Annotated in this window: 11 protein-coding genes and 1 pseudogene; 2 read left to right on the top strand and 10 right to left on the bottom strand. The window is 70.4% G+C overall.

The window, feature by feature from the left end; translation table 11 throughout:
- Positions 1-753 (top strand): annotated as a pseudogene (locus OHA88_RS41270) (DUF2264 domain-containing protein); the annotation flags it as partial.
- A gap of 183 nt (positions 754-936) precedes the next feature.
- Here OHA88_RS41270 and OHA88_RS41265 read toward each other — a convergent pair.
- The 10 genes from OHA88_RS41265 to OHA88_RS41220 all read right to left on the bottom strand — a co-directional run bounded on the left by OHA88_RS41265 (position 937) and on the right by OHA88_RS41220 (position 11762).
- On the bottom strand, positions 937-1713 hold the full coding sequence (locus tag OHA88_RS41265; protein WP_328629348.1) for an IclR family transcriptional regulator: 777 nt from the start codon (positions 1711-1713) through the stop codon (positions 937-939).
- Positions 1714-1918: 205 nt separating this feature from the next.
- Entirely contained in the window at positions 1919-2887 is a 969-nt protein-coding gene (locus OHA88_RS41260) for a PDR/VanB family oxidoreductase (protein ID WP_328629347.1), read from the bottom strand.
- 24 nt (positions 2888-2911) lie between these two features.
- Positions 2912-3142: a hypothetical protein gene (locus OHA88_RS41255; protein WP_328629346.1), complete on the bottom strand. Its 231-nt coding sequence runs from the start codon at positions 3140-3142 to the stop codon at positions 2912-2914.
- Positions 3139-4209: an aromatic ring-hydroxylating dioxygenase subunit alpha gene (locus OHA88_RS41250; RefSeq protein WP_328629345.1), complete on the bottom strand. Its 1071-nt coding sequence runs from the start codon at positions 4207-4209 to the stop codon at positions 3139-3141. Before OHA88_RS41250 ends, OHA88_RS41255 begins: the two co-directional genes overlap by 4 nt.
- Positions 4210-4525: 316 nt before the next feature.
- The gene (locus tag OHA88_RS41245; protein ID WP_328629344.1) at positions 4526-5944 is read right to left on the bottom strand and encodes an MFS transporter; all 1419 of its coding nucleotides are present in this window, start codon (positions 5942-5944) and stop codon (positions 4526-4528) included.
- Entirely contained in the window at positions 5941-6405 is a 465-nt protein-coding gene (locus OHA88_RS41240; RefSeq protein ID WP_328629343.1) for an aconitase X swivel domain-containing protein, read from the bottom strand. Before OHA88_RS41240 ends, OHA88_RS41245 begins: the two co-directional genes overlap by 4 nt.
- The gene (locus OHA88_RS41235; protein WP_328629342.1) at positions 6402-7682 is read right to left on the bottom strand and encodes an aconitase X catalytic domain-containing protein; all 1281 of its coding nucleotides are present in this window, start codon (positions 7680-7682) and stop codon (positions 6402-6404) included. Before OHA88_RS41235 ends, OHA88_RS41240 begins: the two co-directional genes overlap by 4 nt.
- Positions 7679-9373, bottom strand: a complete 1695-nt coding sequence (ilvD, locus tag OHA88_RS41230) for a dihydroxy-acid dehydratase (protein WP_328629341.1) — start codon at positions 9371-9373, stop codon at positions 7679-7681. Before ilvD ends, OHA88_RS41235 begins: the two co-directional genes overlap by 4 nt.
- 11 nt (positions 9374-9384) lie before the next feature.
- A complete protein-coding gene (locus tag OHA88_RS41225; RefSeq protein ID WP_328629340.1) occupies positions 9385-10677 on the bottom strand; it encodes an FAD-dependent oxidoreductase in 1293 nt (430 codons plus the stop codon).
- A 128-nt stretch (positions 10678-10805) separates the two neighbouring features.
- A complete protein-coding gene (locus OHA88_RS41220) occupies positions 10806-11762 on the bottom strand; it encodes a LysR family transcriptional regulator (protein ID WP_328629339.1) in 957 nt (318 codons plus the stop codon).
- A gap of 301 nt (positions 11763-12063) precedes the next feature.
- Between OHA88_RS41220 and OHA88_RS41215 the strand changes: the two genes are divergently transcribed.
- Positions 12064-12276, top strand: coding sequence for a DUF4287 domain-containing protein (locus OHA88_RS41215; RefSeq protein WP_326601428.1), 213 nt, complete (start codon positions 12064-12066; stop codon positions 12274-12276).
- Positions 12277-12321 lie beyond the last annotated feature (45 nt).

The raw sequence follows: 12321 nt of genomic DNA, 5'->3' as shown, positions 1-12321 counted from the left end.
CTGTGCCCGTGCACCGCCGCCGCACCGTTCGGTACGGGGGCGGTCAACCCTCCCCCTCTCAGCCCACCGGAGTCGCCCCGTGCAAGCCCACCCCCCGTCCCCTGGCCGCTCCCGCCCGAGGACCGCGCGGCAAGCCCCTGCACCGGCTGGTCCCGCGCCCACTGGGAGGCCACGGCGGACGGACTGCTCGCCGCGGTCGACCGCCACGCGTCGCCGGGCCGCGGACTCATCCTGCTGCCAGGCAGGCACAGTTGGTCGGGGGCGCGCTCCGACGGCCTCGAAGGCTACGCCCGCACCTTTCTGCTCGCCGCCTTCCGCATCGCCGGAGCAGCGGGCGACGACCCGCACGGCGTCCTGGAGCAGTACGCGGACGGGCTCGCCGCGGGCACGCGTACCCTCGGCCGCGACGACGCGGAGTCCTGGCCCCTGCCTGCCGAGTGCGGCCAGGCCTGGGTGGAGGCGGCATCCATCGCGCTCGGACTGCGGCTGACGAAGCCGTGGCTGTGGAACCGGCTGGACGACGGCGTACGACAGCGCGTCGCTGCATGGCTGTCCGGCGTGCTGGGTGAGCCCCCGGTCAACAACAACTGGTGGCTCTTCCCTCTCACCGTCGGCGGTTTTCTCGCCGACGCGGGCGTAGAGGAGGAGGCCTCGCGCGCCGCGATCCAGCGCGGCCTGGAGCGGATCGAGGGGTGGTACGCAGGAGGGGGCTGGTACACCGACGGCCCCGAGCGCTCCTTCGACCACTACAACCGGCTGTCGACGAGGACCGGGTTGCGCGGGGTGTCGGGAATGGCGCCGATCTCCGCACCCGGCATCCACCCGCGGTCCGCGACCTGGTGGCCGTTGGCGGGCTCGGCAACCCGGAGGTCCGCGTCCATGTAGATCACCGTCATCACGCGGCGCGGCACGGAGCCTCTGTTGGGCCCGGCTCCGTCAGGCGACCGAGGATCTGAGCCGTGCGCCGAGGGAGCGGGAGATGCCGCGCGCCGCGACCTGCACCAGAGGGGCGAGGGCGTGCGGGTTCACGGCGTCCGCGTGGGCGACCACCGATACCGCGGCGACGACGGCGTTCTCCGGCCCGTACACCGGGGCGGCGAACGAGACGGCGTCCATGGTCACCTGCCGGTCGCTGACGGCGACTCCGGTGCGGCGCACCTCGGCAAGAGCGCGGCGGACCTCGGCCGCGGAGCAGAGGGTCTTCTCCGTGTGCCGGACGAGCGGTCGGGAGAGCACCTGTTCCTGGACATCCTGGCCGGCGTGAGCGAGCAGGACGAGGCCGACGCCGGTGGACGCGAGGTCGAATCGCCCGCCGACGCGGGTGAGGACCCGGACTGCGTCGCGGCCCGCGAGGCGCTCCACGTACACGACGGACAACTCCTCGCGGACGGCCAGCTGCACGTTCTCGCGGGTGATGTGGCCGAGGTCGGAGAGGTGCGGCAGGGCCGCCTCGCGCAGGCCGAGGCCGCGCGGGGCGAGGGAGGCAATCTCCCACAGCCTCAACCCGATGCGATATCCGCCGTTCGGCTCGCGTTCGAGCGCGCCCCAGTCGGCCAGCTCCTTCACCAGCCGGTGAGCGGTGGTGAGGGGCAGGCCGGTGTGGCGGGAGATCTCGGCGAGCCGCAGCACGGACCGATCCGGAGCGAATGCTTCCAGCACCTGCAGAGCCCTGGCTGTCACCGAACAGCTGCCGGCCGAGGCTTTGCGCTGCATGCCGGCCTCCTCGTCGTACGCCCTCCGCTCCACCGTGGATCCGGGCACTTCACCGAGAAGCTAGGCAGACATCTCCCGGCCGTCAACACTCTGTCGACGATTCGCCGTGGCGTGCCCTGCGGGAACCGCAGGCGTCGGGCGACTCCGGACTGTCACCGTGCGTCCGGACTACGGCATGCACTGCGGTCGCCGATCCGTGCAGCCGTCACAGATCCAGGACGAGCCTCGGGCACAACGCCCGGGAGATGCAGATCATCATCGTGTCGTGACTGCTCTGCTCGGCGGGGGTGAGGAGCGAGTCGCGGTGGTCGACCGTGCCGGCCAGCACGCCGGTTTCACAGGTGCCGCAGGTGCCCTCCTGACAGGAGGAGAGGACCTGCACGCCGGCCTCCTCGACCACCTGGAGCACGGACTTGTCCGGCGGGACGGTCACCGTGATGCCGGACTGCGCCAGTTCGACATCGAACGCCCCGTCCCGCAGGGGCGCCTGCAGCTCCTTCGGTGTGAACCGTTCGAGGTGCAGGGCGCCGTCGGGCCAGTCGGCGCACCGCTCCTCGACGGCCTTGAGCAGCGGCTCCGGGCCGCAGCAGTAGATGAGTGTGCCCGGCTGCGGGGTCCCCAGGAGCGCGTCGAGGTCTAGTAGGCCGTACTCGTCCTCGGGACGGACCCGCACCCGCTCCTCGTACCGCTTGACGAGTTCGTCACGGAAGGCCATCGACGCAAGGGTCCGCCCTCCGTACGCCATCTCCCATGATGATCCGAGCCGTTCGGCCTCAGCCAGCATGGGGATGATCGGTGTGACGCCGATGCCGCCCGCGATGAAGAGGTACCGTTCGGCGCGCTCCAGGGGGAAGTGATTGCGCGGACCGCGCACCCGGACCGCGTCGCCTTCGGCCAGCGTGTCGTGCACGTGGAGGGAGCCGCCGCGGCCGTCGTTCTCCCGGAGGACGGCGACGCGCCACACCTCCGCTTCTTCCGGCGAGGAACACAGCGAGTACTGCCGTACAAGGTCCGGTGCAAGCAGGAGGTCGATGTGCGCGCCGGGCGTCCAGACGGGCAGGGAGGCGCCGTCGGCCCGCCGCAGTTCGAGTGAGACGACGCCGTCCGCCTCGTCGGTACGGCGGGCCACGACGAGTTCGAGTTCGGTCTCGGGTGCGGTGGTGCTTCTGGTCATCAGTGGATCCTTGAGTACGTGGGTTCAGGCGCCGACATGCCGGCGGGGGTGAGGAGTGGCACCGGGGACGGGGGCGGCCCGCCGGCCGGGGTGCCCGTCGGGGTGGGCGAGCAGCCACTCCCACAACTCCACCGGGTCCTCGGACTCCCGGTCCTCACCGCACCAGCACCAGCCGCGCAGCCGGTCCGTGCCGGGGATCCACACGATCCGGTACACCGTCTCCCCGTCGAGCGTCGTCGTGGGCGGCGTGCTCATCGGACGCCCACCGCGGATCCGGCGGTGCCGGCCTCGACCATTCGCTCGAGGATGCGCCGGGCGGCCAGGCCACCGGTGTCGATGTTGATACTGAGCTCCTGCGTCCCGGCCGGCTCGGAGGCGATGACCTGCTCCAGCTTGTCGAGTGCGACGACGTCCTGGAGAACGACGGTGCGATTGTTCTCCCGCAGGAAGTCGGAGACCTTCTCGTCCTCCAGGGCGAAGTCGCGTGCCACGGCCCAGAAGTCGTGGGTGCTGTGCTCGGTCTCGGGGGTGATGGCGTAGACGACCTCTACGTGGAAGGCGTCCGGATCGCTGCCGTCGGCGTGCGGGCCCGGCGTGCTGACGGGGGCGATGCGGGAGTGCAGAAGGTAGAGACAGGGAGCGTGGTACTCGATGTCCTGCCATCGCGTGATGCGGCCGGTGATGCCGGTGGACTCGGAGTAGAACGGCGGGCAGGCCGCGTCGTCCATGTGCCGACTGACGTGGACGATGCCCGCCTTGTCGTCGACCGCGGTGGTGATCGGGGTCTCGGCGACCTCGGGCGTGCCGATGTAGCCGCCGTGCAGGTACGTCTCGTGGGACAGGTCGAGCAGGTTGTCGACGAGAAGGCCGTAGCGGGCCGCCAGCGGCTCCATGCCGCAGACGGTGGTGTAGTCGGGCGAGTCCAGCCAGGGGGCGCGGGGGATCAATGTCTTGTCGGCCTGGTCGTGGTCGCCGATCCACACCCACACGAAGGAGTCCTGCTCCGTGACGGGGTAGGAGGTGAGCCGGGCGGTGCGCGGCACGCGCTTCTGTCCGGGCACGCTCACGCACACGCCGTCCGCACCGTAGGTGAAACCGTGGTAGCCGCAGACGACCGTGTCGCCGTCCAGCCGGCTCGGCTTCTCGGAGAGCGGGAAACGGCGGTGCACGCAGCGGTCCGCCATGGCGGTGACCTCGCCCGCCTCGGTGCGCCAGAAGAGGATCGACTCGCCGCAGATGGTGCGGGTGAACAGCTCCCGACCGATCTCGCTGCCGTAGGCGGCCACGTACCACTGGTTGCGCGCGAATGACGTCGTCGTCATCGTCATCTCCCTTGCGTTCAGGTGGGCCCGAACGCGTAGACGAATTGCGGGTTTCGGATGCCGTTGCCCTGCTGCCTGCGGGCCGGGCGGAACGGTTCCCAGAGTGCTGCAGGCGCGGGCCCGCGGACAGGGCGCCTTCCGTTGAACGGAAGTCCGGCGCCGGGTGGTTCAGGGTCTTCCACGACCGCGGTGATGTCCGCGTGCTCCCCGCGCACCGCAGGCCGCCGTCTGCGGACCGGACCCGCCAAGGCCGGCCGGGAGCGCAGCCCGTGGCGCTGCCGCCGCCCGGCCCCGGGCAGGGTGAACGGACTCGCTGTCAGATCTGGACCGCCGGCCTCGCGGCCGCCACACCGGTCGCGGGCAGCTCCGCGGACAGCGCACCCTCGGCCTCGGCCGGCAGTCTGCGCTGGACCCGGCCGAGCGCGAACAGCACGAGCACCATCACCGCCGGACAGACCGAGAACACGATGAACGCTCCGCGTGCCCCGAGGCCGGCATCGAGAATGACACCGCCGAGCCACGGTCCGGCCATGGCACCGACCTTGGCGACGGAGGACGCCCAGGCGGCACCGTTGGCGCGGATCGCCGTAGGGTAGAACGTGCCGGCGATGCTGGTGATGCCGCCATGGCCGCTGTTGATGAACATCTTGGCGCCGATGACGAAGGCGACATAGACGGCCGGAACGAGCGCGCCGGTGCCCAGAACCAGCATGCAGACGACGGCTGCGAGGGGCATCCACAGGATGGTGCCCGCGCCCTTGCGGTCGACGAACCTGCTGATGAACAGCTGCCCGACGGCGCCCGCGACGCTCGCGCATGCCGCGATGGTGGCGGCGGCGCTCACGCTGAAGCCCATCCGCTCGTTGATCATCGGGGTCCAGAAGACCATGAAGTAGATCAGCGCCGAGGAGAGCAGATAGACCAGCCACAGCAGTGGTGTGATGCCCATGAGGTGGCCGCGGAAGAGCTGGGCGGGGGTGAACCGCTTGCCGTGGTCGGCCTGTTGCGGGTCGCCGGTGGTGAAGCGGGTTCCGGGCTCGATGGCCAGGTCCGGCTGGAGGCGGGCCAGGATGCGGGCGATGCGCTCATCGCTGCCAGGGCGGGCCTTCAGCGCCAGGAACTTCACCGACTCGGGCAACAGCGCCAGCATCGCAAAGACGGTGAGCAGGGAGCAGACACCGCCGACGACGAACACCGAGCGCCAACCGTGTTCGGGAACCAGCCAGTTGGAGACGGGCCCGCCCGCGGCGCCGCCGAGGGTGTAGCCGGCCATGATGATCGACACAGCGGTCACCCGGAACCGCTTCGGCGCGTACTCGGCCGCCAGGGCCCAGGTCAGTGGGAGGACCCCGCCGAGGAAGAGCCCGGAGACGAACCGCAGGGCGACCAGGTGTCCGTAGGTGTCCGCATAGGCGAAGCCGAGCATGAAGAGGCCGAAGCCGACGACCGAGAGGGCGATGATGGGACGGCGGCCGATCCGGTCGGCCAGATAACCCATGATCAAAGCACCGATCATGGTGCCGAAGAGGCCGACCGTACCGAGGGTGCCGAGCTGGGTCTCGGTGAGCGCGAAATCCTTCCGGATGTCGGTGGCGGCGAACGACAGGATCTGGAAGTCGAAGCCGTCCAGGAAGGTGATCAGGCAGCAGACGGCGTACATCAGCAGCCATGAGCGGCTCGCGCGCTGCCGCTCGACGATCGGGGCCAGTTCCACAACGGATGGTGCGGCTCTCATGGACAGCTCCTCGTCGCTGAGGGGTGCATGGTGGTGTGCGGGATCGGTGCGGGGCGCACGGTGACGGTGCCGTGGTCGGCATCGATGCGGACCCGGTCGCCTGTGCGGATGACGGTCAGCGGGTCCTGGTCCAGGCCGGTCACGGTGGGTACGCGGGTGACGACCGCGCCGAGAGCGGCCTTGGTGGTCGTCGTCACGAAGATCATGCCGAGGGGGGCGGTGCCGGCGAGCCGGGTCGCCTGGAAGAAGCCCGCCCATCCGGAGGAACCCTTGGCGCCCGGGAACACCAGGATCTTCCCGGCGAAGGACTGACCGTACAGCGGGTGTCGGCGTTCGATGACGATGCCGCGGGCCGGGTCGATGCCGCCCCATCCGGAGACCGTCTCGGACGATACGAGTGCCTCGCCCTCCACGAGGCCGGGGACGACGGTCCGCCCCCGCAGGACGACGGCGTCGCTCATCGCAGGTCTCCCTTCCAGACGCCGGTGACAGCGGCGTCGATGCAGTCGGCGAGCGTGCCGAACCAGGCCTCGATGCCGAGGATCGCGGGCAGGTAGTGGGCCTGCTTCGCCGAGTCGGTGGCAAAGACCTTCGTGCCGGGCGGCGCGGAGCGGGACATGGCGGGGCAGGAGTCGGTGAGGACACGGCCGCCTGCGCGCTCGATGGTCTGCGTCCAGCCGTTGCGGTCGGCGGTCGTGCGCAGCGCTCGCGGCACCATCAGCCACAACTGGGTGCCGGAGTTCAGCCGGCGCCCCTCCAGCAGCCGGGCGGTGTCGCGGACCTGGTCGAGCGAGGCGTGCGGGCAGCCGAGGAGGACGAAGTCCACGTCCGGGCTCGTGCCCTGGGAGTTGAGGTCCTCATAGACGGCACGGCGTTCGCGTTCCCCGTACGGGACGGCCTCGGGGATCCGCCGGCCGCCGAACGCCGCCTCGAGACTCGGGGCTTCCGGAGTGATGCCGGGAAGGTGGTAGATCTCGACCCCGCCGGACGATGCGGCGGCCGCGCCGAAGTGCTTGAGGTCGAGCAGGTCGGGCCGGGCCAGCGCGCCGGTGACGACCGGGCGTTCCTCCTGGACGAGGCCGCCCGCGAAGTAGCCGAGCATGCCCCAGTCGAGTGGCCCCGCCACCGGTGTGCGGACGTCGACGTGGTGGGTGCCGATCCGGTTCTCGGTGCGGTGGTTGCCCCAGCAGGGGATGCGGCCGGTGAGCGAGGCCGCTCCGGTGGAGGCGGTGCCCTCGCAGTTGGTGCGGGCGCCCACCACCGAGTTGGCGTAGACGACCGCCGAGGACTCCATCCAGGCCAGATGTTCGCCGCGCACGGGGATGTTGCCCACTTGGTACGGCGTGCAGGTGGCGAGGATGTTGACGCCCTTGCGGCTGTAGAACGCCTCGGCGTCGGACTGCAGCGCGACGAGTTCCTTCGGGTAGGGGGCGACGCCCTCGGCGTCGGGGCCGAAGCTCTGCTGGAGCTGGCAGGTGGGCACCTTCATGTCGGGGATGGTGAAGTCGCCGTCACTGTCGAGGTTGAGCACGGCGTAGGCCTTGTGCCAGCCCCCTTCCCGTACGAGCTCTGCTTTGGCGGGCGAGGGCTGGGTCATCGTCCCCGCGACGTTCCGCACGTCGCACAGCTCCTCGGCGTCCAGAGCCTTCCCGTAGCGGACGAGGAGGTCCATGGCTGCCGCGACGGCGGGTCCTTCTGCGCCGTCGAGCATGGCCTTGTCGGTGTCGTTGAGCTTCATGCGCTCGTGGTTCCTTCCCTGGGCGTGCGCGGGGTGAGTACCGCGCCTTCCTGGAGCGGGCGGACCGTCCGCAGGTAGACGGACAGCCATCCGCGCTCGGCCTCCGCGCACGGGGTCCAGGGGGTGCGGGTGGCCAGTTCCTCCTCCGGTACGAGGAGGTCTGCGCGCCGGGTCGTGAGGTCGATGGAGATCGTGTCGCCGTCCCGGACCAGGGCCAGCGGCCCGCCGTCGGCGGCCTCCGGGGAGACCTCGCCGACGACGATGCCCTTGTTGACCAGACCGGAGAGTTGTCCGTCGGTGACGACGGCGACCTTGCCGGTCAGCCCGGCCCCGTCGAGCGCGAAGACGGGCCGCGACGCCATGCCCATGCCCGGAGTGCCCTTGGGCCCGAGACCGCGCAGCACCAGCACCTGCCCCGGCAGCACATCTCCGGCACGCAACCCGGCAAGCGCGTCCTGCGGACTGTCGTACACCTTGGCCGTTCCGGTGAACGACGGCGGACGCTCCTCGTCGACCGCCAGCTTGACGATTCCGGTGGCCGGTGCGAGCGAGCCGCGGACCAGGACGATCGTGGGTCTGCGGCCGAGCGCCCGCTCCGGCGGCCGGATCACCTCGGGGTCCGTGGGCTGCCTTTCTATGAGCTCCTCACCGAGGGTGCGGCCGGTGACGGTCAGAGCCCCGGTATGCAGCAGCTCGCGCAGCTGCCACAGCGTCCCTGCTGCTCCGCCGGCCGCCTCGAACTCGTCGATGGAGTGCGGTCCGTTCGGCCGTACGGCGGCCAGCAGCGGCACACGGTCGGCGAGCCGCTCGTACATCCCGTACACATCGATGCCGGTGCCCGCCTCCTCGGCGATCGCCTGCAGGTGCTTGACGGAGTTGATGGACGCACTGACGGCGAGCATGACCGTCACCGCGTTCTCGAAGGCCTCGCGGGTGAGCAGGCCACGAGGCCGCAGGTCCTCGCGTACGAGGTCGACGATCCGGCGCCCCGCCGCCCGCACATCGGCCCACATCCTGGGGCTGTTGGCGAGCACGGGGGTGGAGCCGGGCAGCGCCATGCCGAGCGCCTCGCAGGCGATGTGCATGGAATTGGCGGTGCCCATGCCGGCGCACACGCCCGGGCCCGCAACGGCGTTCTCGCTCATGCCGGTCAGTTCGTCCAGGCTGATGCGGCCCTGTGCATGGTGGCCTGCGGCAAGGAAGACGTCCTCGATGTCGCAGTGGCGCCCGGCAAAGATGCCGCAGGCCTGATAGCCGCAGCCGACGACGATGGTCGGCAGATCGAGCCGCGCTGCCGCCATCAGCTGCCCTGGAGCGGTCTTGTCGCAGGAGGCGAGAGTGAGCATGCCGTCGAGCTGGGCGCCTTCGACGGCGGCCTCGATGTCATGGGTGATCAGGTCGCGGGCGGAGAGAATGTAGCCGCCGCGGCCGCCGGCGCTGTGGATGAAGTCGCTCGGGGCGACGGTGCGGATTTCGAAGCCGATGCCGCCGGCCTCGGCGATCGCCTCCTTGGCGGCCCTCGCGATGTCGTCGAGATGGCTGTAGCAGGTGGCGAGCTGGGACGAGGAGTTGACGATGGCGATCTTCGGCTTGGCCATGTCCTCGTCGGTGAGGCCGAGGGCTCGCCACTGGGCGCGCCGGACGGCCCACGGGGACGTTCCGGGGGTGTAGTTGCTGCGGAGTGCGGTCATGAATCGGCTCCTCAGTCGTCGACGTTTGCGGCGAGGCGGGCGCGGAGGGCTGCGAGGTCGATCCCGTGCACGCTGCCATCGCGTCCGGCGAGGTCCAGGGCATGGGCGGCGCCTGCCCCCATGGCTGCGCAGGGACCCAAGACGCGGACGCTGGAGAGGGCCGCCGCGTCGCCGTCGGCGCAGCGTCCGGCGGCTACGAGGTTGTCGCAGTCCGGGGAGAGCAGGGAGCGCAGCGGTACGTAGTGGACGTGGTCGGCGTCGAAGGTCTCCCAGACGTACCCGTCCGCACGGTCGTGCAGCTCGATGGGCCAGGCGGTGCGGGCGACGGCGTCCTCGAAGCGGGTTCCGGCCCTCACCTCGTCGAGTGACAGCTGGTGGCTGCCCTTGATCCAGCGGGTCTGCCGCCTTCCCGGGAGGCCGTAGGAGCGCACTTTCGCCTCTCCGAAAGCCTTCGGGTACTCCGCGCGCAGGAACTCGACCACCCGGTCGGCCTGTTCCCGGCCGTCGAGCTGGGCGGCCGACGCCTCGACCGGGTCGAGCGGGGCCGGTATGTGAGTCATGTTGAGGACGGCGGTGTTCCGCCCGGGGAAGAAGAAGGCGAGCCCGTCGCGGCGGACGAGTCCCCATTCGGCCGCCTTGGCGTGGACGTGCTCGGCCAGCTCCTCGCGGCCCGGCTGGTGTTCCTCGTGCAGGTGCTCCAGGACGATCTGCTGCGATCCGTAGATGGTGCGTTCCGGTACGCGGCAGGGCAGCCCCGCCTCCCAGGCAAGTGCCGCGTCCCCGGTGGCGTCGACGAAGCCGGGCGCGGTGACCCGCACGGCCCCGTGCCGGGTGGCGAAGGACACCGCCGCGATGCGCCGGCCGTCCCGCTCCACACCGGTGATCGAGGCCCCGAGGACGACACGGATGCCCAGCTCCCGGATCCGCCGCTCCACCCACCGGCCCAGCGCCACCTCGTCATAGGTGACGGTGATGGTGTGGCCGCGGTTGACGTGCAGATCGCACGAAGCCTCCAGGTCGGCGAAGATCCAGTCGAAGATGCCGTGGGTGAGCTGCCGGTAGCCGGGCCCGTTGCCGTACACCCCGCAGAACAGCCCGATCAGCGAGTTCACCATCTGCCCGCCGAGCACGGGCAGACTGTCGACGAGGACGACGTCCCGCCCGAGCTGCGCACTCTCGATCGCGGCGGAGATTCCGGAGACGCCCGCCCCCACCACGCAGACATCGGCGTCGAGTTGATGGCTCGCTGTGCCGGCCGGCTTGGTGACGGTGTGGACCTTCAGCTCGGTCAGGGCATGGGGCATGGAGATCTCCTGTGCGAGAGGGCTGTGCCGCAGTCGGCTCACTGCTTGCCCGGCACATTAGGAAGCCCTGTTCCGCGGAGGGAATGCCCAGGTCAATAGAGCGTTCGGCTGGGTGGCATCAATGGCGTTTATGGTCCGAGGCTGTCCGCTGCCCGGGCCACCAGTTCACGCAGCCAGCTGTGCGCCGGGTCCTCGTCGTGGCTCGCGTCCCACCACAGGTGCTCCTCGAGCGAGTCGAGCGGTACCGGGCAGTCGACCGTGCGCAGCCCGTGAGCCGACGGCAGCCGTGCGGTGAGCCGCTCCGGGATGAGCGCCACCCTCCGCGTGCCGGCGATGAAGTCGGGTACGGCACGGTAGCTCTCCACTCGTACAGCGATCCGCGGCCGGATGCCCAGTGCGGTCAGCTGCCGGGTCGCCGGAGCGGCCGAGGGGTAGCCGTCGTCCCGGTGGTAGGGCACCACCCACGGCAACCGTGCCAGGTCCTCGATGCGGAATGCCCCGGCCTCGCAAAGCGGATGACAGGCGGACAGCAGGCAGACCCACCGGTCACGGAAGAGCGGTACCGACCCGACCCCCGGGGTGCGAAAGTGGCCCAGAGACGGGGACACCAGACCGTCGACGAGGCGAATCGTGTCGCCCGCACCGCTGCCCAGAGTCTCCCGGACGAGCTGGAGATGAAGCGCCGCGTGCGGTGCATCACTGTCGAACAGCCGCGAGAGCGCGGGGCCGAGAACGGTCGCCGGATAGTCGGCCATCAGCAGCGTGAACTCCCGCTGTGTGGTGGCCGGGTCGAACGCCGTGCCCGTCGCGAAGAGCCGCTCCGCGGCAGCACACACCGTCTCGACCTGTCCGGCAAGCTGCGCGGCGAGCGGCGTCAGTACGTAGGCGCCCTGGACCCTGACGAGCAGCTCGTCCGCGAAGTGCCGGCGCAGCCGGGACAGCGAAGCGCTGACGGCCGGCTGGGTGACGCCGAGGTTCCGGGCGGCGCGGGTGACGTTCCGCTCACGCAGCAGTGCGCGGAGCGTGACCAGGAGGTTGAGGTCGAGGTTGGCGAGGTGTGTGGGACGGGACTGCCGTGGGGTCATGAGTTCGGGATCCTGCCGCATACGCATCGCCAGGACCAGCCATGCTTCCGTTGGGCGGAAACCCGCTTCGACCGGCCGGCACGGCCCGGGTCGCCCCTGAGCGTTCACCGCGCCGGTTGTCGCGCGACGGCCGAACGTTCAGATCGTTCCGGTCGGCGTGGGGCAGGGAAGTCACGCAAGATCGAAAGTGGCGCAGGTCACTTTCGTCCGACCGATTACTTCGCCTGACGCCTCCGGTCGTACAAGCAGAGGGCATCAACGCCACAAGATCGTTTTGCGCCGAGGGATGGGACACTGCGACATGACGGAAACCGTGAAGGGCCCTGCCGGCTACTTCCCTTCGATCGAGAAGAAGTACGGCCGCCCGATAGCAGAGTGGAAGGACATCATCCGCTCCTCGCCCTTGACCCGGCATATGGAACTCGTCTCCTGGCTCAAAACCGGACACGGGCTCGGGCACGGTCACGCAAACGCACTTGTCGCGCACACCCTTGCCGAGGACAGCGGGAAGTAAGCCGCTCCATCCCGGCACCGCGAGAGCCGATCGCCACCGGTTTCG

The sequence above is a fragment of the Streptomyces sp. NBC_00353 genome (genome assembly GCF_036108815.1).
Taxonomy (GTDB): domain Bacteria; phylum Actinomycetota; class Actinomycetes; order Streptomycetales; family Streptomycetaceae; genus Streptomyces.
The sequence above is the reverse complement of the archived record's forward strand: the minus strand, read 5'-3'. Positions and strand labels throughout refer to the sequence as shown.

Excerpts from the sequence above, each read along its gene's own strand:
- OHA88_RS41235 (WP_328629342.1), bottom strand. The coding sequence starts at position 7,682 with ATGAAGCTCAACGACACCGACAAGGCCATGCTCGACGGCGCAGAAGGA.
- OHA88_RS41225 (WP_328629340.1), bottom strand. The coding sequence starts at position 10,677 with ATGCCCCATGCCCTGACCGAGCTGAAGGTCCACACCGTCACCAAGCCG.
- OHA88_RS41220 (WP_328629339.1), bottom strand. The coding sequence starts at position 11,762 with ATGACCCCACGGCAGTCCCGTCCCACACACCTCGCCAACCTCGACCTC.
- OHA88_RS41250 (WP_328629345.1), bottom strand. The coding sequence starts at position 4,209 with ATGACGACGACGTCATTCGCGCGCAACCAGTGGTACGTGGCCGCCTAC.
- OHA88_RS41245 (WP_328629344.1), bottom strand. The coding sequence starts at position 5,944 with ATGAGAGCCGCACCATCCGTTGTGGAACTGGCCCCGATCGTCGAGCGG.
- OHA88_RS41240 (WP_328629343.1), bottom strand. The coding sequence starts at position 6,405 with ATGAGCGACGCCGTCGTCCTGCGGGGGCGGACCGTCGTCCCCGGCCTC.
- OHA88_RS41260 (WP_328629347.1), bottom strand. The coding sequence starts at position 2,887 with ATGACCAGAAGCACCACCGCACCCGAGACCGAACTCGAACTCGTCGTG.
- OHA88_RS41265 (WP_328629348.1), bottom strand. The coding sequence starts at position 1,713 with ATGCAGCGCAAAGCCTCGGCCGGCAGCTGTTCGGTGACAGCCAGGGCT.
- OHA88_RS41255 (WP_328629346.1), bottom strand. The coding sequence starts at position 3,142 with ATGAGCACGCCGCCCACGACGACGCTCGACGGGGAGACGGTGTACCGG.
- OHA88_RS41215 (WP_326601428.1), top strand. The coding sequence starts at position 12,064 with ATGACGGAAACCGTGAAGGGCCCTGCCGGCTACTTCCCTTCGATCGAG.
- ilvD (WP_328629341.1), bottom strand. The coding sequence starts at position 9,373 with ATGACCGCACTCCGCAGCAACTACACCCCCGGAACGTCCCCGTGGGCC.